Origin of the sequence: Pseudomonas aylmerensis (genome assembly GCF_001702265.1) — a bacterium.
GTDB classification, from domain to species: Bacteria; Pseudomonadota; Gammaproteobacteria; order Pseudomonadales; family Pseudomonadaceae; genus Aquipseudomonas; species Aquipseudomonas aylmerensis.
In genome coordinates this window covers 41190-62269 of the sequence record NZ_MAUE01000032.1, presented here as the reverse complement: position 1 = coordinate 62269, position 21080 = coordinate 41190, and the positions used below count along the sequence as shown (strand labels likewise).

The window sequence follows — 21080 nt, the reverse complement described above, 5'->3', positions numbered from 1 at the left end:
CAAGGTCATGTCGGCGGCGCTGCTGCTGATGGTGCTCGCGTTGCTCAGTACCCAGGCCCTGGCGATCCGTGAAGAGCACGTGTTTGACGTGTCGGTGACCATCCCCACCCAGGATTTTTATGTACTGCCGATCAACCCCGGGTTCTTCGAACGTGAACAACAGATGGTCTGGGACCTGGTGCCGGGACGCCTGCGGCCGGTGCGCGAACACTTTGACGTGAAGAGTTCGGCGGGCGGCATCAACGCACGGCTGGGCGCGCTGCCGATGCTGTTCAATGGCGGGCGTACCTACATCGACTTGAGCGTGACCTTCAACGGCCAGGTGCTGGGCCTGGCTGACACCCTGGTGGTGCCGCAGGCCGAGGCCAGCCAGGGCAAGCGGGTGCTGCTGGATATCTCGGCGGTCGAGCCGGCGGAGGGGTTTACCCCGGGTGAGTACTACGGCAGCGTCGAGTTGCTGTTCGATGCGGTACGGCCGTGATGGTTTTTCGAGGAGTGGTGATGAAGTCTTTATGTGCAACCCTGGGTTTGCTGCTGTGTGCCCTGAACGCCCACGCCGGGCCGAACATCAATGTCGGTGATTTCTACGACTATTTGCGCGGCGATAAAAGTACCTACCTGAAGCGCATCTTCAACGGCGGCACCCAGACCGCCTTCGTCAAGGTCAACGTCAGCGAGATGCTCTACAAACCGGACGGCAGCTATGAGGAAGTGCCGCTTCGGATCGAGGCCGACGGCAGCGTGCGCAATGGCCTGATCGCCAGCCCGGCGCGCCTGATCGTGCCGGCGGACGGCATGCAGAGCACGCGCCTGGTGTTCATTGGCGAGCGCGATCGCGAGCGCTATTTCCGCGTGCGCTACCTGCCGGTGGCACCCGATAAAGATGATGGCTTCGGGCTGAACGATGAAGACCGCCAGGCCTACGAAAACACCCTGGCGGGCGGCGTGCAGGTAATGGCGGGCTACGGCACGGTGTTCTTCGTGCGGCCCACGGACAGCCGCTTCGATACCCGTGTCGAGAACGGCGGCCGCACCTACACCTTGCGCAATGCCGGCAACACCGTGGTAGTGGTGGATGAGTTCAAGGATTGTGCGGTGAATGACCGCACCGCCTGCGCGCCCACCACCAAGAACCATATCTTCCCCGGCCGGGTCTTCAGCTTTGAAAAACAGGCCGGGAGGATCTATCGGTTCTTCCTGGTGGAAGGCACCACCGAGAGCGTCATCGAGATCAGCGGCTAGGGCGATTGCGTAAGGTGCGCGCCGCCATCAGCGCTGCGCGGGTGCGGTCACGCATCCACGCCTGGGCGATGTCGCCCAGTTCTTCCTCGCGTTTTTCGCAGGCGGCCTGGAATGCCGCCGGGTCGGCGGGGTTCAGTCCGCTCATGCCCAGCTCACTGGCCAGGGCATCGACCTGTGTTTGCAGCGCTGCGGTGTCGGGTGTCTGCGGCCACTGTTCGCCCAACTCCAGCAGGTCGAACAAGCGGTTGTGTTGCGCCTTGAGCCACTGCTGCTGTTCGGCATATTGGCCGGCATAGCGACGTTGCAGCCACTCGCACCAGTGCGCGTCGAGCAGCATGCGGTTGACCAGGCCGTCGCCCTCGCCAAGCTCAAGTACTTTGGCATACGCCGCGTCGATCTGTGCGTCGCTGACCCCGGCGATGCTGCGGTAGAGCATGTGCTCGGCGATCCACGGCAGGTCCAGGCGCTCGGCGAGGGCGGTCTGGTAAGCCAGGTAGATTTCCACTTCATCCACCTGGCCGGCCACGCCGTCGACGACCTCGGTGAGAAACCGCAAGCCCTGGCCTCCTTGGGCGACCGGCGCCAGGCGCTGTTGAACGTCGGCCCGGATCACCTCGTTGAGCTGTTGCAGGCGCGCACGGCCCTTGACCAGGGTGACCAGTTGCCGCTCATGGGCCTCTGGCGTCGGCGCCTGGTGCTCGATCTGGTAGAGCAGCACCTCGACCCCCATTTCGTTGAAGATCTGCGTGCCGGCATCCGGGCAATTGCCGGGGAAACTGGCGATCTCGAACAGCCGATTGCGCAGCGGGGTGTCGACGGCGGCCGCCTGCAGCAGGGTCCAGACCTGCCGGGTCAGGGTGCGGTGGTTGGCGCGGTAGCGTTGCTGATCTTCATCTGTCTGGAACCGCTCCGGTATTTCCAGGGCCTTGATCACCTCGAACAATCCCTGGGAGCCGTGTTCGTGCTCCAGTGCATCCCAGACTTTGCGGGCGTCGTCCTGGCCTTGCGGTGACAGGTAGTCCAGCCACGGCGTGCTGTCGCCCTGGGGTTCATAGGTGCGCTCGGGATCCAGCCCGACTGACGCGCGGTAGGCCTTGAACCGTTCACGCTGCAGGGCGTCGAGTGCGGCGCGATTGAGGTAGGTCGCGGCGACAAGCCGGGCCTCGGCACTGCCCAGGGCCACCTCGGGCACGTGGGTAATGGCGGTGCCCTGCAGGTTGAGGACAAACCGCGAGGACCGGGGCACCTCGAACAGCCCATCGGGCCACTGCGCGACAGGGCTGTGGCTGAGGTCCAGGTGAACCAGGTCGCGCATGCGCCCGATATCCGGGGCCCTGTGGCTGCGGGTGTTGTTGAGCTTCAGGCGCCGCAGGTAGCGCAGGTTTTTCAGGCGGGTGACATCCACCGCCTGCAACGCCAGCGGGCACCAGGCCAGGTCGAGGTTTTCCAGGTGGCGCAGGTCGCGGATCGCTTCCGGCAGCCGGGACAGCGGGTTATCCGCCAGATACAGGGTGGACAGCTGCGGGAAGTGTTGCAGGAACTCACCATGGTCCGCGTTGAACTGACTGTGGATCAGGTTCAGCCGGGTGACATGGCTGAAGTCGGCGCGCAGCGGTGGCAGGGTATCGGGCAGCGTTATGCCGCTCAGATCCAGGCGCGTGCCGGAGGGTTCGGTATAGGCGCGGATCTGATCCTGCCAGCATTCAAGGAGTTTGCCGCGAATGAACAGGCGCAACTCAAGCTCCCTGTCCGGCGGATGGTTGCCTGGCTGGCGCGACCAGTGCGCCAGGTCAGCGTCCAGGCGGTAATGGTCGACGATCAGTTGGTTGACGCGGGGGCTGAGGTGCTCGCTGCCGACTTTTTCCATAAAGGCCAGGATGTGCGCCTCGCTCTGGTGCGTAAATACGGTTTTCAAGGCGTTCAGGATCACCACCTGCTCACTCATGACGACCAGCTTCGGCGTGCGCGCAGGCGCGGGGGAGCCGAGCAGCTTCAGTGTCTCCTCGTCAGCCTGGCTGCGCACGGGGGGTTGGGCCAGCGCGCTGCGGCGTTCGGCCAGCGGTTCCAGGGTGGTCAGCAGCCAGTGCCGCAGGCCCTCGCCTTGGCCGGGTGAAAGCCCGACCGCCTGGCGGCTATCGGCGGGCGCGGCGTGCAACAGGGCTTCGTACAGGGTGTCGGGGCCGTGCAGCTTGCGGTGGGCGCCGTCGCGGACCTCATAGCCCAGGGTGTCCTTCCTGACCAGGATGCGCCGGGTGCCGGCATTGACCGGGCCGGCCTCGCAGCGCAGCGGACCGTCGGCGGTGTGCTGGCGAATCTGCAGGTGCAGGTCGGCGAAGAAGTCGCTGTGCCGCTTCAGGGTATTGAGCAGCATGCGTTCGCTGTCGGCGGTCTGGCGCCAGGGGAAGTAGAAACTTTCATAGGCGTGGCTGGTGCCGGCGGCGAAATTCAGTTCGCGCGCCAGGTTTTCCAAACGCAGCGGCAGGCGCCGGTGGTCCAGCATCAGGCTGCGCTCGGCGGCATCGGCACTGTCGAGCAGAGACCGTGCGACGCTGGAGTCCATCTGCGGGAAATGCTCGCGCAGCAGGCGGATGCCCGGCTCATCGGACAGCTCACGCACATGGTGGGCGTACTGGCCGATCTCGGGGGCCTGGCGGGTGACGTAGGCGGCCAACAGCTCGCGCAAGTGCTGCACTTGCCCGGCCTTGGGCACCTGGGCGCCGAGCAGCAGGCGCGCCTGGGCTTCATCGAGAAACCCCAGCACCCGCTCCGGCAACTGCCCGGACATCACCTGCGCCACACTCATCTTGAGGGTGTCCGCCGGGGCGGCGTCGAGCCTGCCATAGCGGTGGGAGTCGCCGCTCAGGCTGGGGCTGAGGAACACTTCCAGGGCCTTGTCCTGTGGCCAGCCGTCGAGTTCGGTAACGGTTTGCTCGAACCAGGCGGCAGCCGGGTCCAGCGGCATGCCCGTGCGGATCTGATCACTGGCCGACTGCGCGCTGGCGTAGGCCTCGAAGCGGTTGAGCGTGTCAGCGAGCAGCGGTGGCAGCGGCTGGTCCTGCAGATACGCGCCGCGTAGCACGTCGTCATCGCAGCCACTGGTGAGGCGGATGCGTTCCAGTTGCTCATCGCTGAAGGCCGCGACCCTGGGCCCGAGGCGGCGCATCAACGTGCGGCTGTCCCAGGTCTGCGGCTGGTCGGCTTCATGCACGACAATCCCGTTGGCCCGGCGATACAGCTGTGGTCGATACGCTTGCGGGCGGCGTGGGTGGACGATGCGCGCGTGTTGCACCCGATACTGCGCGCCTTCGTGTATCAGCCGTTGCGCGGGATCGAGTGTGCCCTGGTCGTCGACATAGGGTGCAAGGTCCGGGTTCCACAGGCGTTGACGACCGTCTGCACTCTGCACCGGCTGGAGCCCTTCGACGAACGCCGAGAGTTTCAGGCGCAGTGGCGCGGCCAAGGTGGTACCGGCGGCGAACAGGCCGAACTGGACAAAGTCCTGCGCCACCCCGAGCAGATGATCCGCCGCCTCCGCGCCTCGGCCCTGGGCCCAATCGACCACGCCTTCGAACACCTCGTCGGTGATCTGGTAGGCGGTGTAGGCGAGCATCACTTCGCCCAACCCCGGCACAAACGGCGTGAGTACCTGCAGGGCGGCGTTGAAGAGATCGCCGAGGATTTTCCCCAGGTTGTCCCACCAGGCCTGGCGCGCCAGGGTATCGGCGCGAAGGGTGGAAACGGCGATGTCCTGGGCATCGTTGAGCACCTTGTTCAGGTGCACCCGGTAGCGGTAGTGCCACAGGTCATCTGCGCCGCCGTTGCCAGCGCGGTTGGGGTGGTCAGCCGCGATGGGCTGCACATGAAATTGCAGGTGGGGGTTGTCCAGCGGTGTGTCTTGCCAGGTGGGCTGGCTGTCGGTGGGCGCTTTGATGCGCCATTGCACCCGGCTCAGGCGGGTGTTGAGGTTGGCGAAAAAAAAGCCGCGCTGGTCATGGTCGACAAACCGGCTGAAGAACACCTGGTAGTGCTCGGCATCCCGCAACTGGCGGGTCACTTGCGTCATGAAGGCCATCGGCGTCGGGTATTGCTTGAGCGGGTGCTCGGGGTCGTCCGGCACATAGGCGATCACCCGCGCTGCCGAGGGCGGCGTCGCGCAGAACAGCAGAATGCCGGTGAGCCGGCTGTTCATCATGTCCAGGGTATGGGCGACCAGGGTCTGGCCGTCGAGGCGCAGCGTCGGGTTTCCATTGATCAGCCCCAGCAAGGCGGTGCAGGCATCCTGGGCAATATCGCCCTTGACCAGCGCCAAGTGGGCGGCGGCTTTCAACCCGGCTTTGTGCTGGTCGATCACTTGCCGGCGCAGGTCGCGGGCGACCGTGGGGGTGTAGACCCCCATGACGATCTTCAGGTGCTCGCGGTAATGGCGGCCGATGTCCAGGCCACGACACAGTTGCTTGAAGCGCTCGGCCGTGAGGGCGGTGCCATTGGCCTTGTGCTTGAACGTCAAGCTGCGTTGCTGGCCACGGGCATCGGCGGCGGACAGGAAGGCATAGTCGACGAAACGTTCTGAGGCGGCAAAGTTGTGCAGCGCCGCGTCCAGCAGGGACACCGTGCGGCTGGTTACGGCTTGCTTGAAGTCATGCACCCACCACGCGCTGGTGGCTTTGACATACACGCGCAGGAAGGTATTTCTCACATCGATCGGGCCGTAGTCCGCCAGCAAGGCGCTGCCCAGCACCCGTTCGGCGTAGGCATATACGTCATTGAGCTTCTGCAGCCGCTGGTCGAGGGTGTTGAGGGTGTCCCAGTGGTCGGCAATCGCCTGCTTGAGGCCGGCGTGCTGGTCCGGCGTGGCGTGGGGGTACGGCGCGGGATCCTTGAGCCCGACGGCGCGCAAGGCGTGCAGGCGTGCCAGGGAGGTGCTTTTGAGCCAGGGCGGCAAGGCATGCTTGAGCAGCGGATAGTGCCGACCTTGAAACGCTGTATTGAACGGGACAGGGGAAATGACGACCATGCAACAGATCCTGAAAAGAGCCATGAAAGCGCTTCAGTCTATTGAGGCCAGGGGCCGAGAATAAGTTTGAATACTGGGTCGGACAGGCCGGATAACCGCGCCTTCCGTTCAACAAATGTCACCTCGAAAACAGCCGGCTACCGCCTTCGGTGACCGCCATCGTGGCGGGGGTGCACAAGGTATGGCTGCCCGGTTGCAGGTACGGCATCAGCACCGGTGCCATGCCCTTGAGCACCTGCACCGGCAACGCCGAGGTAAAGGTGAAATTCTGCGCGCCGCTGCCGGGGACGAAGGCGGTGAGGGTGCCGAAATGCCGGTCGCCGATGTAGAACACAAAGGTCGCCGTGCGGTTGATCGCCTTGGAGCTGAGGATGCGTCCACCGGCGCCGATCGCTTCGATACGGTTGTCGCCCGTGCCGGTCTTGCCGCCCATGGCCAGCGGTGTGCCGTCGGCCAGTTTGAAACTGCCCGACACGCGTTTCGCCGTACCTGCATCCACCACCTGCGACAACGCCCCACGCAATGCGGTGGCAACTTCGCTGGGCATCACCCGCTTGCCTTTGTCGGGATTGTTCACCAGCCGGGTTTCATACGGCGTGTCGGCGGCAAAGTGCAGGCTGTCGATGCGCAGCGTCGGCTCGCGTATGCCGTCGTTGAGGATGGTGCCGACCAGTTCCGCCAGCGCCGCCGGGCGGTCGCCCGAGCTGCCGATGGCGGTGGCCAGGGACGGCACCAGATGGTCGAACGGGTAGCCGACCGCCTGCCAGCGCTGATGAATATCCAGGAACGCTTCGATCTCCAGCATGGTGCGGATACGGCTGTCGCGAGCGCTTTTGTGCCGGCTCTTGAACAGCCAGCCGTAGACTTCCTGGCGCTCATGCTCGCTCGCGGCGACGGCCTGGGTGAAGGTGGCGTCGGGGTGGTTCAACAGGTAGCCGAGCAACCACAAGTCCAGCGGGTGGACCTTGGCGATATAGCCTTGGTCCGGCAGGTCGTAGGCGCCAGGGCCGTAATCTTTATAGAGCTTGGCCAAGCGTTCGTCGGTGAGTTTTTCCGAGGCTTTTTGCGTGTTCAGGTGCGCCCGGACAAAGCGGTTGAAACTGTCCTGGCTGGCCTGCGGCAGCAGGTAACGGTGCACGGCGGCCAGGCGCATGGCGGTTGGGCGCATGCCGTCCAGGAAGGTGTCGAGTCGGGCCTGGGTGTCCTTGTTGCGGTACTTTTTCCAGAAGCGCAGCAGGAAGGTGGTGCCTTCGCGGTCGGCGAACTGGGCCAGGTATTCCTGGCGACGTGGATCGCTGTCGTCCTTGAGCAGCTCGGCACTGTTGTTGGCGCCGTGATAGGTGCTGTAGCGCACCAGGTCGCGCATCAGGCGAATGAACGGCAGGTTGATCGACTCGCGCAGGGCGTCGCGCAAGCTGGGGCTGCGGCCGTTGTCTTCGTTGCGAAAGTTGTGAAAGTGATGCATCCCGCCACCGGTAAAAAAGCTCTCGCCGGGGCTGGCGGAATACTGCCGGTCAAGCGCCGCATCGAGCATCTTCGGCAGGCTCTGGTCGCTGTTTTGCGCCAGGTAGTCCACCGCCCAGCGCGACAGGCGATCCTGTTCGTCGATGTCGACTTTCTTCAAGGCCGCAGGCGTCTGGCCGGCGTAACGGACGTGCAGCTCGCTGATGATTTGCAGGTAGGTGGTGAGCACGCGCAGCTTGGCCGTGGAACCGAGTTCCAGCTTGCTGCTCTCGTTGATATCGAAGGGCTGGTCGGTGTTGTCGGTCTGCACCCGCACGCGGGCACCGTCGCCGGTCATCTCATACAGCGTGAAGCTGTAGCGCACCTGGGCGGTGCTGGCGGGCGTCAACAGACGCGGGCCGAGCAGGCCGAGCTGGCCGGCGAAGGCGGGGTCGGCCAGGTGCTTGAGGTAGGCGGTGGCCTGGGTCTGCAGGTCATTTTGCAGGGTGCTGGTGGCGGACAGGTCGAGGCGGTCGAGGTCGTACAGCGGACGGTTGAGCAGGGCGGCCAGGCGACTGCGCGCGACACTGATGCCTTTGTTGGTTTCAATCGGTTGCAACGTCGGTTGCTGCAGCCAGTCGCGGTAGCTGATCTTGCTCGCCAGCGCGGCCTTGGCCAGGGCCGGCTCGACCACGCCGTTCTGCTCCAACAGGCGGATGTGGCTGTCCGTCAGGCTCGTCAATTCGTCGCGGCCCTTGGACAAGTAATGCGAAGGCCGGCGCTGGGCAATCATCAACGACAACACTTCGCGCAGCGCCAGGCCTTTTTGCGCGAGGTGTTGCGTGCCGGGTTCGGCGAGCAGGGCGTTGGTTTTGTCAAAGTCGGCGCCGTACCACACCCGCAAACCTTCGGCCATGCCATGCACTTCACCATGACCGGGCACGGCGGACAGCGGCACGCTATTGAGGTAATCGCGCACGATATTCTGCCGGGCCTGCAAGGTTTGCGGGCCGGCCTGATAGGCGCGCACGCTGGCGGAAAACATCTGGCGCAGTTTCTCGCCGCCGGACAGGGTCAGGCCGTCGGGGGAGTGGCGGTATTTTTCCAGTTGCGTGGCCAGGGTACTGCCGCCGGCGCTCTGCCCGGGCAAGTGCAGCAGCCTGGCCACTTGTGACCATGCCGCCTTGGCGAAGCGCGGCCAGTCCACCGCCGGGTTGGCCTGGGGCTGGGCCGGGTCGAGCAGGTCGCGGTTCTCGATGAACAGCAGGCTGTTGACCACCACCGGCGGGATCGCGCTGAACTGCTGGTACGCCTGCTGCGGGTAGGTGAACTGGTACAGCGGCTCGGCCCGGCAGTCATTGATCGAAAGGCCCGCCTGGATCTTTTCGGCATAGGGCACGAACAGGCCGCGCCCGACATACGTCATGAGTGGCGCGGAAAAGCGCACCTGGCTCTGCACCTGGTAATTGCGCTTGAGCAGGCGCGGCAGGAATTGATCGAGGTCGCTGTAGCCCAGGCGCTTGTCGAAGGGGCCGTCACCGGGATACACGATGGCATCGCTCGCACCGGCTTGCAGCGTGTAGCCGAGGGTGCCCGCCAGGCGGCTGAGTTCGCGCGCCTGCCAGTGCGCGGTGCGCATCTCGCGCTGGGCGGCAAACCCTGCGGCGATCAGGCCGATCACCAGCAGCAGCCACACCAGGCGCCAGCGGTACGCAGGTCTGCGCGGGCGTCGTGGCAATGGCTGTTCATCCGCGCTGTCGGTGGGAACCGCAGCCTGGGTTGAATCGGTTTGCCATAAAGCGCCCATAGTCGATTGATCCCATCCCGGCAGATTGATCGGACTTGAATGAAGCTTAGACGCTGATTGGCGCCGTCGAAGAATTTGTCTGCGTGGGGGCATCCGGTTACCACCGACCGTCGTGGTACTTCCCTACCGTTCGGGCTTATCGGACCCACTTCAGCGTCCGTCACAAGGAAGTCCACTGCCATGTCTGCAACACATTCGCCGCGTCGCCCCCATATCGAGCAGATCATCAGTCTGTTTTCCCAGCCCCCGACACTGCGGGAAGTCGCCCTCAAGCAGCTGCAAGCCACGCTGAATCAACGTTTCCCCAGCCTCAATCTGCGCGCCGAAGGGGTGAGCATCGGTACCCCGGTGCAAGCCGATCAATATCATTACAGCCCGCTGGCCGATGAGGTGCTGGTGTGCCTGGCCGGCGCCGAGCCGCTGCGCTATGTCGAGGATTATCACCAGGTGTTCCTGCACCAACGCGAGATCCATGTGCGCGGGGGCCCGCCACTGGCGGACGTCGAGCAAGTGATCAACCAGCTCGGCCCCAGCCTGCTCGACGCCTGGCTTGAACAGCTGCAGGACTGGTGGCGGGGCACGGTGCCGGTGAACACCACGCGCTGGGCTTATTTGTCGGATGATTGCCTGGCGTTGCTCTATGACAGCCCGAAACCACCGGGCATGAATGCGCAGCAATTCAGCGACGCGTTCCCACGCGCGGCGATGCATGCCAGTCGTCCCGATCACCAGTGGAGCCTGCACGACGCAACCTTGCCGGTGCACACCGTGTACGTGCGGCCCCGAGGCACTACGCAGCCGGCGCAAATGCTGCCGCTGTTGATCCTCGGCACGTGGCTGTTCAGCCCTGCGACCGGGCTTCACCTGCTCGAGCGTGTGGACGATATCGACACGCGGATCCCCGACTACCTGAACGCCCGCCTGGCCGGCCAGGCCCTTGAGTGGTTTGTGCAGGCCCCCTGGGGCGACCCCTTCGATGCGCTGGCCGCCAGCTATGCCGAGTGCCAGCGTGCGGACACCTTGGCGATCGACCGCACGGTGCCGCGCACGCCCGCACAGTTCCAGGCCATGCTCGATTACATCACCGACCCTTCGCGCTGGTTCGAGTCGGTGCTGACCCCGTTTCAACTGCGCGTGCAGGACCAGTTGCCGCTGTGGCTGATCCACGCCTCGGCGGCCGACAGCCTGGCCTACGCCGGCGCGTTGCAGGCGATGGTCGTGGCGGGCGGGCAGGGTTTCCTGGACGGCATTGCGCCGATCCGCACCTTTGCTGCCGAGGCCCTCAAGGGCTGCCTGCGCAAGGAGCGCCGCGCCCACGGCATCGAGCCGGATGACATCGAACTGACTTACCACATCGTGACGGCGGCCATGACCCCGGGCGGCTTTGCCACGGGCGAGGTGCACCCGCTGACCTTGACGCTCACGGACCTGGCGCTCGAGAACCTCGGCGGGTTCCCCCACTTGCCGTCGGCGATCAAACTCAAAGGCGCCGCCGCGCCCGACTGGATGACGGCCACCCTGCTCACGGGCTGTGTCACCGAGGTGGATATCGGCCAGGCGTACCCGGCGCTGCTGCGCCAAAGGCTGGTGGACGATCCCGCCGAACGCCTGCGCCGTGAAACGTTGTTCACTCAACAGCTGCGTGCGCAACTGCCGCTGCTGGCGTTGCAGATGAAGCTCCAGGGCGAGAACGGCCTGACCGACGCCGGTTATCGCCTGGTGCAGGCCGCGCTGCTGCAGCAGCCGGAGGCGGCGTTATGGCCGTTGGCATTCAAGGCCTCGCCGACCTCAGCGCCGGACACGGTGCTCAATCTGTATGTCATTGGCCCGCGGCATTCGGAGGATGGGCCGCACCTGCTCTACCAGCCGCTGTTCAGCCCCAGCCTGCGTGAGTTTGCATCCGCCCAGGCGCTGTTCGATGTGATCGGTGCGCCAGGCCCGTTGCAGGATACGGTGCTGGCGTGGCTGCCGCCGAGGCGTCAGGCGGTGTACGCCAACGGCGGATTCCAGGAGCCCCATGTGCAGCATTTCCTGGCGGGTGATGAGTTCACTGTGCCCGATCGTCCTGCGCCGGTGCGCCTGAGCAAACAACTGCTGGACGCGGACCCATTGCCTGGGGTGTTCGCCTCCACGGCGCAGGCGCTGGTCAGCCTGGCAGAGCGCGAATCAGTCTCCAACGCCGAGCAGCGCTGGATGACGTTCAAGGAAGGCGGCTGGTTGCTCTTCAATAGCCTGTTGCCGTTTCTCCGGGGGCCGGTGGCGCTGGTGGGATGGATGCTGCAGGTGATGGACAGTGTTCACCAGGATGTGCCGGCCATCAGTACGACTGACCCTGCCGCCCAGGCCAAGGGAGTGATGGACCTGCTGACCAACCTGGTGCTGATCCTCGCGCATCGGGCGTCACCTCACGAGGTGCCTGCCAGCCTTGACCTGCAGCATCCGGCGTTCGAGCCGACGCCGCGGCCGGCGCCGACCACGTTGGTTCGTGGTCCGCTGGAGGTGCCGTTGCGCGCCGCCGGTGGCTGGAGCAATGCCCGTGACACCCTTGCACCGGCGATGCAGGCGCGGCTCGAGCGGCTGAGCCTCAAGGCCTTCGCCCGGCCCTGGCCGGCGCGATTGCCCGGCGCGCAGGTGGGCGGGCGCCTCGACGGGGTGTTGTTCAATGCCGCCGCGCAACCGCCGCAATGGCAGGTGCTGGTGCGGGGTCATGTGTACCGGGCCAGGGTCACCGACAACAGTGTGCGAGTCATCAGTGCCGATGGCCGCGAGAACGGGCCTTGGCTCAAGTTGCTCGACACTGGCGGCTGGGAGGTGGACCTGCGCCTGCGCCTGCTGGGGGGGCAGCCCGATTATCCGCGCGTTGGCGTGGACAGCGAATCGCGCCGCCAGCAGCTGGAGCAGGAGTACCGCCAGTACGGTGTGCGCCGCGAGACCGCGAACCGCGCCATGGTGGTGGCTTACACCCTCAAGACCAGCGACGCCGCCAGCGTCACCGCACAGCAACGGGCCACGGCGGCCAGCCGCTACACCCAGGAGCTGCAGAACAAACTCGACGCTTCGCTGCTGGAGCTGCAGTGCCTCAAGGACCTGCAGGCACTCAAGCCCCGAGCCGGTTATGAACGTGAACTGTCGACGTCGCTTGAAGGCGTGATCCTCGGCCTGCAGCAGTTGCTGGTAGAGGCGCGCTCAACGACCCTCGCGATCAATACTCGCCTGGAGCCGCTGCTGGACCGCGTGCAGTCGCTGAGTGAGGAAGAGGCCGCATTGGACATCAATCTGCAGGCGCATCAGACCCTGATCGACGGGCTGCGGCAATTGGCGGACAGCAACGAGAACGCGATCCGCTGGCGCACCCAGGAGTTTGCCTTCCTGAAGGAATTGGAGCGTGTTCCCAAGTTCGGACAGGACAAGGCCCGGGCCTTGCAGCTGGGCTTGCCGACAAGTCCGTCGGTGTTGGAATTGCAGTCGCTGCAGGTGACGGCGTTGTGGGCGGTGGCGCTCAATACCGAAGGGCCGAGGCTGGATGAGGATTTTTTTCAAGGCTTGGACGACACCATTCAGCGCGCACGCTGGGCCAGTGGATCCCAGGCGCAGCTGGAGGAGTTGGCGCCCCATAGCACTGAACTGCGCATCGAGTTGCTGGAGAGCTTCAACCGTGTTTATGCCCAGACCGATGACCGCATCGAATTCTGGCGCGCGATGGCGCCGGATAAATTCCACCTGGTTTACCTGGACAAGTTGCAGCAGCTGTTCAGCCAGTTGCACGCAGAGGCAGACCGCGAGTTGTCCACCGCCCTGGCGCCTGCGACCCCTGCGACCCCTGCGCCACGCACACAGCTGACACCTCGCGCGCCGCGCAAAAACATCATCCGCACGCGCAATCAGGAGTTGTATGTGGCTCAGCTAAAGATAACGACTGGCGAAGAGCCGGCGGAGGTGGCAGAGGTGGTGGATGCACAGAACACCGTAATCGCCTCGTTTACCCATGCCGCCGATGGGGTCTGGGAGCAGGTCAAGAAACCGGCTGCCACGCGTGCAGGTTCAATGTCCGGTCTCAATAGCCTGATTGAGCAGGGCCAGGCATTGCGGGCTGAGGTGGAAAAAGCCATCGGCGAGGTCTTGAGGATGGCGCGCACGGCCAACGAGCCGCAGTCGCTGCAGGATATCCTGGAGCAGCGTGCCGATAAGTTGCGCCAGTGCGCCGAGACCCTTCATCGGCACCTGCAGTACAGCGAGCCAGCGCGCCTGGCCGCCACCCAACGGGCGCGCGCCAGGACCGAGGTCGATGCCCTGCGAGCCGCTGCCAGCCGTTTATCCGAGCAGGGTTTGCGCGCGCGACTGAGTGCCATCAAGGCACGCCTGCCCACCCAGTCCGGCGTGGATGTGCTGGTCAGTCATCATGAGGCGAGCATATTCCGGCAAGGCGGGCGAGTCGCGGTGGCCGGCAGCCCCAATGATTGGCTGCAAACCTATGTGGTGATCGATGTGCATACGCGCGAGGCCTTTTGTTACGCGCACTTTCACTATGAGCGCCAGACCAGCCCGGACGATCACTTCAATGCCGCGCACCTCAAGACATCTGCGCAGCATCGGATGGGCAAGCAGACTCAGGCCCAGGCCCAGGCGCAGGCATTTGCCAGTATTCAGGCCGGGCAGGGCGGGCGTGTCAGCCTAAGCCTGGATATCCATCGCGGCGAAATCAACCGGCGGATGGCACGCAAGTTGTTCTTCGACGCACCGCTGTGGACGCCTGGTGGATAGGCCGGGCTTGAAATGGCGCACCATTGCTGTGCGATACTCCAACCGCGCAATAGGATTTATACGGGAATTCCCTCTGAATATTGCCGTTTATAGAGTGAAAATCACTGGGTTGAGCTTTTTATACTGCACCCCCCTGATCTGGCCCGGCCAGACCGATTGACCCAAAAGGCCAAGCGGAAACGGTACGCCATGGCAGACCCGTCGTGACGTACCGGACTCAGAGGCTCATATCCAATAACAAGACGAGGTTGTATCCCTATGCCAGTCGGCAACCACCTGCCCCATGGCGAGACCGCTTCGGGCGGCCCGCTCAAACGCGAACTGGGCGAGCGGCATATCCGCCTGATGGCCCTCGGCGCCTGTATCGGTGTCGGCCTGTTCCTGGGCTCGGCCAAGGCCATCGAAATGGCCGGACCGGCCATCATGCTGTCCTACATCATCGGTGGCCTGGCCATCCTGGTGATCATGCGCGCCCTCGGCGAAATGGCCGTGCACAACCCGGTGGCCGGCTCCTTCAGCCGCTATGCCCAGGATTACCTCGGGCCGTTGGCGGGCTTCCTGACCGGCTGGAACTACTGGTTCCTGTGGCTGGTGACCTGTGTGGCCGAGATCACTGCCGTGGCGGTGTACATGGGCGTGTGGTTCCCCGATACGCCACGCTGGATCTGGGCCCTGGCGGCCCTGATCAGCATGGGCACCATCAACCTGATCGCGGTGAAAGCCTTCGGTGAGTTCGAATTCTGGTTCGCGCTGATCAAGATCGTCACCATCATTGCGATGGTGATCGGTGGCGTCGGCATCATCGCGTTCGGTTTTGGCAACGACGGCGTGGCACTGGGGATTTCCAACCTGTGGGCCCACGGCGGCTTCATGCCCAATGGCATCCAGGGCGTGCTGATGTCGCTGCAAATGGTGATGTTTGCCTACCTGGGCGTAGAGATGATCGGCCTCACCGCCGGTGAAGCGAAGAACCCGCAGAAGACCATCCCCAGCGCCATCGGCTCGGTGTTCTGGCGTATTCTGCTGTTCTACGTCGGTGCGTTGTTCGTGATCCTGTCGATCTACCCGTGGAATGAAATCGGCACCCAGGGCAGCCCGTTCGTGATGACCTTCGAGCGCCTGGGTATCAAGACCGCCGCCGGCATCATCAACTTCGTGGTGATCACCGCGGCGCTGTCGTCGTGCAACGGCGGCATCTTCAGCACCGGGCGCATGCTCTACAGCCTTGCGCAGAACGGCCAGGCGCCGGCCACGTTCGGCACCACCTCAAGCAACGGCGTGCCGCGCAAGGCGCTGCTGCTGTCGATCTTCGTGCTGTTGCTGGGCGTGCTGCTCAACTACATGGTTCCGGAAAAAGTCTTCGTCTGGGTCACTTCCATCGCTACCTTCGGCGCGATCTGGACCTGGCTGATGATCCTCCTGGCCCAGCTCAAGTTCCGCAAGAGCCTGACCCAGGCCGAACGTGACGGCCTTAAATACCGCATGTGGCTGTACCCGGTCAGCTCCTACCTGGCCTTGGCGTTCCTGGTGCTGGTGGTGGGCCTGATGGCGTACTTCCCGGACACCCGTGTGGCGCTCTACGTGGGGCCGGTGTTCCTGGTGCTGCTGACGGTGTTGTTCTACGTGTTCAAGCTGCAGCCGACTCAAGCGGCGGCACGCACCGCGAGCTGAGTTTCCTGCGCTCAACAAAAAGCCCCTTTCGGGGCTTTTTGTTTTTCAGGCGGTGGCGGGAGGCGCCGGTTGGGTGAGCCGTTTGTTCAAATCCAGCCAGGCCCCCAGCAGCGCCATCAGCCCGGCGCCTACCAATGCGGTGAAGATTTGCATGGCGAAGGCATCGCCGGTGATCGCATTGATCATGTCCGCCAGCGGTGCCAGCAACACCCCCAGGCAGAACACCTCCAAGGAGTAGCGGCCCATGCGGCAGGTTTGCTGCGCCAGCCAGTTTTGCGTCCAGGCGTGGCCGGGTAGCAGCTTGGCGGTGACATAGGCCAGGGCCAGAAAGTGCAGCAGACGCACCGGCGACAGGTCGGTCTTGCTGATGGGGTACAGCAGGTCACTGAGCGCCGACGGCATCAGCGCGTCGTGGATTTCCGGCCAGCGCCACGAGAGCGTGAGAACCCCCGCCAACAGCGCATACACCGCCGCAGCGACGAACAACGGCTGACGCAACAGGCGCCGAGTCTTGACAGGGCGGGGTTGCCCGGCATGAATCGCCGCCGCGCCGCCCAGCACAAACAGCAACTGCCAGGTCACCGGATTGAAATACCACACGCCGTCGGCAATCGCTGCCAGGTTCCAGCCCAGATGCGGCGCCAGCAGGTACACCGTCAGCGAAACAGCTACCACTGCCCAGGTCTTGCGCAACAGCAGCGGCAACACCAGCGGCAGGCAACCCAGCAGCACGATGTACAGCGGCAACGGGTCCATCAGGTTGGGTTTGAAGCGCAGCAGCAGTTCATCCACCAGGGCTTGCTGGGGATGAGTGACGAAGTGCGTCAAGCCCATCTCTTCAACGAGGTCGCGGGTTTCCACATGGCTGTTGGCGAAGAACACGATGCCCATCAGCATCGCCAGCAAGAAGATGTGCACCACGTACAGCACCCAGGTGCGCCGCCAGATCTTCACGCAGGCGATCAGATAACCGTCGCGCTGCAGGATCTTGCCGTAGGCCAGCACGGCCGCATAACCGGCCAGGAACACGAAGACTTCCGCCGCGTCGCTGAAACCGAAGTTGCGCAAGGTGATCTGGCCCAGAGGGTTGTGGGGCACGTGATCCCAGAAAATAAAGATCAACGCCAGGCCCCGAAAAAAATCGATGCGCGGGTCGCGTCCGTTCAACATGGCAGCGGGCTCTTGAACAAGGGGTTTAGTAATGACAAGTGGACGACGGCTTCAGTCGAGCCGTACGTCGGGCGGGCGCAGGTTGGCGGTATTTGTAAGCAATTGCAAAGCTGAGTTTTTTGCTGAATGTCTCATCGCTTTGTTTAAACGTCGATGATCACCAGCGTGCCTTGGCTGCCGGCGAGTACCGCGTGGGCGATGCCGGCTTCAACCAGGTACATCTGACCGGCGCCGACGTCGATGGCCTCCTCGCCAATAGACAGGCGCAAAAGGCCGTCGATCACCAACAGCCCTTCGTTGTAGTCGTGGCTTTCTTCTTCATAAGCCTGTGCATCCATGCGCAACACCTTGATCCGCGCCGGGCCGACCTGGCCCACGCGGGTGGATTTCCAGGTGTCCGGCAGTTGGGCGGCAAGGGCGGTGAAGTCGAGTAACGGCATGGTGAAGCTCCTTGTTTCAACGATGCCGTTCGGTGGTCCGGTTCAGCAGGAAAGTGGATGGTTTAGAACGTGTCCATCAGCAAAACCCGGCAGGGTTTGGCTTCGTATTGGTTGATCTGCGGCACCAGACGGGTGAAGTGTTCCGTCTGGCAGTGCGCATCGAGAGCGGCCTGGTCGGGCCATTGCTCGATAAAGATAAAGTGCCCGGGGTCTTTCTGGTCGACGAACAGATCGTAGTCAATACACAGGGGTTCCTGGCGGGTTTTTTCCACCAGTTCTGCATACCAGGGGCGCACGGTGTCGAGGTGTTCAGGTTTGATGAAGTCTTCGGCAATCACTTTCAGCATCGTATCGTTCCGTTAAAAACATCAGGCAGCCGCGATTTCATTCGGCTCAAAACTATCGGCCCGCGCCATCTGCCACATGCGCGAGTAGAACTCGCCGTTCACTTCGCCGGTGAGCAATTCGCCAGGCTTGAGGAACACGTGCAACTGCGAGAACAGCTTGATTTCGGTGGCCGACATGCGCCGCACCAGGTGTTTGGCCGAGAGCTGCGACGGATGATCCAGGCCGGCTGCCGCGAGCATTTCAGCCAAGGCTTTAAGCGTGTTGCGATGGAAGTTGAACACGCGCTGAGCCTTGTCCGGTACCACCAGGGCGCGCTGGCGCAGCGGGTCCTGGGTCGCGACGCCGGTGGGGCATTTGTTGGTGTGGCAGCTTTGCGACTGGATGCAACCAATGGCAAACATGAAGCCACGCGCCGAGTTGGCCCAGTCGGCACCGATGGCCAGGACGCTGGCGATATCGAAGGCGCTGACGATCTTGCCGCTGGCGCCGAGCTTGATCTTGTCACGCAGGTTCAGGCCCACCAGGGTGTTGTGCACGAACAGCAGGCCTTCACGCAGCGGCACGCCGATATGGTCGGTGAACTCTACCGGCGCGGCACCGGTGCCGCCTTCCTTGCCGTCGACCACGATAAAGTCCGGGAGGATGCCGGTTTCGAGCATGGCCTTGGCGATGCCCATGAACTCCCACGGGTGACCCAGGCAGAATTTGAAGCCCACCGGTTTGCCGCCGGACAGTTCACGCAACTGCGCGATGAACTGCATCATTTCGACCGGGGTGGAGAAGGCACTGTGACGTGACGGCGAGATGCAGTCTTCGCCCATCAGGATGCCGCGGGTATCGGCGATTTCCTGGGTGACTTTGTGCTTGGGCAGAATCCCGCCGTGGCCCGGCTTGGCACCCTGGCTCATCTTGATTTCGATCATGCGCACTTGCGGGTTCTGTGCCTGCACGGCGAAGCGCTCGGGGTCGAAGCGCCCGTCGCTGGTGCGGCAGCCGAAATAGCCGCTGCCCAGTTCCCAGGTCAGGTCGCCGCCGTTTTCGCGGTGATAAGGGCTGATGCTGCCTTCGCCGGTGTCGTGGGCAAAGTTGCCGAGCTTGGCGCCCTGGTTCAGCGCGCGGATGGCGTTGGCGCTCAACGAGCCAAAGCTCATCGCCGAGATATTGAACACCGAGGCCGAGTACGGCTGCGTGCACTGCGGGCCGCCAACCATCACGCGAAATGCGCTGGGGTCGCTCAGCGGCGCGGGGCGCATGGAGTGGCCGATGAATTCGAAGCCCGATTGGTACACGTCGATCAGCGTGCCGAAGGGTTTGTCGGCGGTTTCGTTCTTGGCGCGCGAATACACCAGCGAACGTTGGGCCCGCGAGAAGGGCAGGGCGTCGCTGTCGGACTCGAGCAGGTACTGACGGATTTCCGGGCGGATGGCTTCCACCAGGTAACGGATATTGCCCAGGATCGGGTAGTTGCGGCGCACCGCGTGGGGGCTTTGCAGCAGGTCGAACAGACCGATCAGGCTCAGTACACCGGTGACCAGGGTGATGGGCCACAGCCATTCATGTTCGATAAAAGGGAGGCTGGCGAGGGTGAAAATGACACAGGCAGCAAAGAACGCGTAACGGCTTAACAAGGACAGGCTCATACGGTTTTTCCTTGGTTCAACTCTGAAGGTCGATCACCCATTCTGCGCCTGTTGCGAAACCGTGGACAAGGTTTGAGCGCGCAGAGGCCCATTTCAGAGGGGTTGGCGCGCGGAACTCATCGGTTGCCCCGAGCCACTTAAACACACGTTCCTCAACCTCTCCCAAAGTGAGCCGACCATGAATATCAATACTGCCCTGACTGCGGTGGATCTCCTGACACGCCTGACCCAGGCGCCGGAGGCGCGTCCTGCTGCGCCTCAAGTGGCTTCCGGGCGTGAGCCGTTCATCACACCGACCCATCGCCAATTTCCGTCTGGCTTGCGCAATGACAACCCCTTGGTCAGGTCCAGGCTCGACCAGCAATTCTCGTCTTCATCGGGCCACCATCCACGGGCCGCATCAGCGCAAATGCCGGGAGGCGCCGAGCGCACTGGGCTACAAAAGGCGGCGGGCGACGTTGCTCGCAACACCTGGTTTATTCCCGGCTTGAGCAACATGCTCCATGGGGTGGAAAAGTCCGACGGCAGCTTGAGCGGCGCGTTGGCGGGGATGATAAACGGTGTTGATAAAACCCTGCAGACGGGCCTGGCCACGGCGGCTCTGGGGGCTGCGAGGGGCGATTGGATGGCGGTTGCCGATGGCTACTCGCAAGCGGTGGCCCATAACGAATCCACGCCCGACTCGGTCAAGTCGACGCTGGCGCTGTCCCACTCCGTGAGGGGCGTCGCGGCTAGTTCCGCTGCGCTTGCAGGAAAATAGAGAACAGCTCCGACTGGGATTTGATCCCCAGCTTGCTGTACATGTGCTTCTTATGGACTTTCACGGTTTCCACCGAGATTTCCAGCTTGCGCGCGATCTCTTTGCTGGAGCAGCCGCTGAGCATCAGGCGGCCCACGTCCAGCTCGCGGGCGGTGAGTTGGGCACCCCAGTCGTCATTCTGGATCGGCGGCTGGGGCGTGCTGACCTGGTTAAGTTCAAAGGGCAGGCGCTGGCGCAGCAGGCTCAGCACCCAGGGCTGGATCAGCGACAGCAGGGCAATCTGCTGCGGTTCGAAACGCTGCTTCGAGCCCAGGGAGAGGCACAGGGTGCGCCCGTCCGGCAGGTGGCAATTGAACTGAATTTCATCGGCCACCACATTGAGGCGGAAGTAACGCTGGTAGTACTCGGTGAGTTCGAAATGCTCCGGCGCCACTTCAGCCAGGCGTAACAGGCCGGTGTGCGAGTGCTCGCGGCTGGCGATATAGAAAGGGTCGAGCAGGTAGAGGCCGTTGAGATAATCCTGGAACAAATGGTCCGGGGTACCGTCGGCGCCCGGGCATTCGGCGAACACCAGCGGGCGGTGCTCGCTGCTGAACAGCAACACCACCCAACTGTCGAACGGCACGTACTGGTCGAGCAGGCGCACCAGTTGGGTCCAGAAGTTGGCCTGGTCGAGGGCGTCTATCATTTGCCCGACTGAACGGTGCCAGGCGATGTCTTGCAGCGAAACGGTCATTCGTCTACCCCCATAGGGTTACCCCGGCGGCGTGATTTCCCCGGCGTG

General features: G+C 63.7%; 12 protein-coding genes. 5 read left to right on the top strand and 7 right to left on the bottom strand.

The window, feature by feature from the left end; all coding sequences use genetic code 11:
- The first annotated feature begins 7 nt into the window (after positions 1-7).
- Together BBG20_RS21400 and BBG20_RS21395 are read left to right on the top strand one after the other, a co-directional pair.
- Positions 8-481, top strand: a complete 474-nt coding sequence (locus BBG20_RS21400) for a CS1 type fimbrial major subunit (protein ID WP_065906851.1) — start codon at positions 8-10, stop codon at positions 479-481.
- Positions 482-501: 20 nt separating this feature from the next.
- Complete coding sequence (locus BBG20_RS21395; protein ID WP_065906849.1) at positions 502-1242, top strand: pilus assembly protein; 741 nt, start codon at positions 502-504, stop codon at positions 1240-1242.
- Here BBG20_RS21395 and BBG20_RS21390 read toward each other — a convergent pair.
- Together BBG20_RS21390 and BBG20_RS21385 are read right to left on the bottom strand one after the other, a co-directional pair.
- Positions 1232-6256 carry an NEL-type E3 ubiquitin ligase domain-containing protein gene (locus BBG20_RS21390; RefSeq protein ID WP_065906847.1) on the bottom strand — a complete coding sequence of 1675 codons (5025 nt, stop codon included), beginning with the start codon at positions 6254-6256 and terminating at the stop codon, positions 1232-1234. The two genes, BBG20_RS21395 and BBG20_RS21390, sit on opposite strands and share 11 nt — an antisense overlap.
- A 118-nt stretch (positions 6257-6374) precedes the next feature.
- Positions 6375-9506 carry a transglycosylase domain-containing protein gene (locus BBG20_RS21385; RefSeq protein WP_065906845.1) on the bottom strand — a complete coding sequence of 1044 codons (3132 nt, stop codon included), beginning with the start codon at positions 9504-9506 and terminating at the stop codon, positions 6375-6377.
- Between the two features lie 180 nt (positions 9507-9686).
- Between BBG20_RS21385 and BBG20_RS21380 the strand changes: the two genes are divergently transcribed.
- Positions 9687-14267, top strand: coding sequence for a coiled-coil domain-containing protein (locus BBG20_RS21380; protein ID WP_065906843.1), 4581 nt, complete (start codon positions 9687-9689; stop codon positions 14265-14267).
- Between the two features lie 258 nt (positions 14268-14525).
- The gene (locus BBG20_RS21375; RefSeq protein ID WP_065906841.1) at positions 14526-15938 is read left to right on the top strand and encodes an amino acid permease; all 1413 of its coding nucleotides are present in this window, start codon (positions 14526-14528) and stop codon (positions 15936-15938) included.
- A 45-nt stretch (positions 15939-15983) separates the two neighbouring features.
- Here the strand turns inward: BBG20_RS21375 and BBG20_RS21370 are convergent, their stop codons facing one another.
- From BBG20_RS21370 to BBG20_RS21355, 4 genes are all read right to left on the bottom strand, one after another.
- Positions 15984-17108 carry an OpgC family protein gene (locus BBG20_RS21370; protein ID WP_065906839.1) on the bottom strand — a complete coding sequence of 375 codons (1125 nt, stop codon included), beginning with the start codon at positions 17106-17108 and terminating at the stop codon, positions 15984-15986.
- Positions 17109-17251: 143 nt separating this feature from the next.
- A complete protein-coding gene (locus BBG20_RS21365; RefSeq protein ID WP_065906837.1) occupies positions 17252-17548 on the bottom strand; it encodes a cupin domain-containing protein in 297 nt (98 codons plus the stop codon).
- A 62-nt stretch (positions 17549-17610) separates the two neighbouring features.
- Positions 17611-17895 (bottom strand): putative quinol monooxygenase, encoded by a 285-nt coding sequence (locus BBG20_RS21360; RefSeq protein WP_065906835.1) that lies wholly within the window; start codon positions 17893-17895, stop codon positions 17611-17613.
- Between the two features lie 21 nt (positions 17896-17916).
- Positions 17917-19536 carry an FMN-binding glutamate synthase family protein gene (locus BBG20_RS21355; protein ID WP_065906834.1) on the bottom strand — a complete coding sequence of 540 codons (1620 nt, stop codon included), beginning with the start codon at positions 19534-19536 and terminating at the stop codon, positions 17917-17919.
- 178 nt (positions 19537-19714) lie between these two features.
- Here BBG20_RS21355 and BBG20_RS21350 point away from each other — a divergent pair, with 178 nt between their 5' ends.
- Positions 19715-20296 (top strand): hypothetical protein, encoded by a 582-nt coding sequence (locus BBG20_RS21350; protein ID WP_065906832.1) that lies wholly within the window; start codon positions 19715-19717, stop codon positions 20294-20296.
- Here BBG20_RS21350 and BBG20_RS21345 read toward each other — a convergent pair.
- Positions 20268-21032, bottom strand: a complete 765-nt coding sequence (locus BBG20_RS21345; protein WP_065906830.1) for a helix-turn-helix transcriptional regulator — start codon at positions 21030-21032, stop codon at positions 20268-20270. The genes BBG20_RS21350 and BBG20_RS21345 overlap by 29 nt on opposite strands.
- Positions 21033-21080: the final 48 nt, after the last annotated feature.

Bases quoted from the DNA above. Each gene is read 5' to 3' on its own strand.
- BBG20_RS21375 (WP_065906841.1), top strand. From the start codon at position 14,526: ATGCCAGTCGGCAACCACCTGCCCCATGGCGAGACCGCTTCGGGCGGC.
- BBG20_RS21345 (WP_065906830.1), bottom strand. From the start codon at position 21,032: ATGACCGTTTCGCTGCAAGACATCGCCTGGCACCGTTCAGTCGGGCAA.
- BBG20_RS21400 (WP_065906851.1), top strand. From the start codon at position 8: ATGTCGGCGGCGCTGCTGCTGATGGTGCTCGCGTTGCTCAGTACCCAG.
- BBG20_RS21380 (WP_065906843.1), top strand. From the start codon at position 9,687: ATGTCTGCAACACATTCGCCGCGTCGCCCCCATATCGAGCAGATCATC.
- BBG20_RS21385 (WP_065906845.1), bottom strand. From the start codon at position 9,506: ATGGGCGCTTTATGGCAAACCGATTCAACCCAGGCTGCGGTTCCCACC.
- BBG20_RS21395 (WP_065906849.1), top strand. From the start codon at position 502: ATGAAGTCTTTATGTGCAACCCTGGGTTTGCTGCTGTGTGCCCTGAAC.
- BBG20_RS21350 (WP_065906832.1), top strand. From the start codon at position 19,715: ATGAATATCAATACTGCCCTGACTGCGGTGGATCTCCTGACACGCCTG.
- BBG20_RS21360 (WP_065906835.1), bottom strand. From the start codon at position 17,895: ATGCTGAAAGTGATTGCCGAAGACTTCATCAAACCTGAACACCTCGAC.
- BBG20_RS21355 (WP_065906834.1), bottom strand. From the start codon at position 19,536: ATGAGCCTGTCCTTGTTAAGCCGTTACGCGTTCTTTGCTGCCTGTGTC.
- BBG20_RS21370 (WP_065906839.1), bottom strand. From the start codon at position 17,108: ATGTTGAACGGACGCGACCCGCGCATCGATTTTTTTCGGGGCCTGGCG.
- BBG20_RS21390 (WP_065906847.1), bottom strand. From the start codon at position 6,256: ATGGTCGTCATTTCCCCTGTCCCGTTCAATACAGCGTTTCAAGGTCGG.
- BBG20_RS21365 (WP_065906837.1), bottom strand. From the start codon at position 17,548: ATGCCGTTACTCGACTTCACCGCCCTTGCCGCCCAACTGCCGGACACC.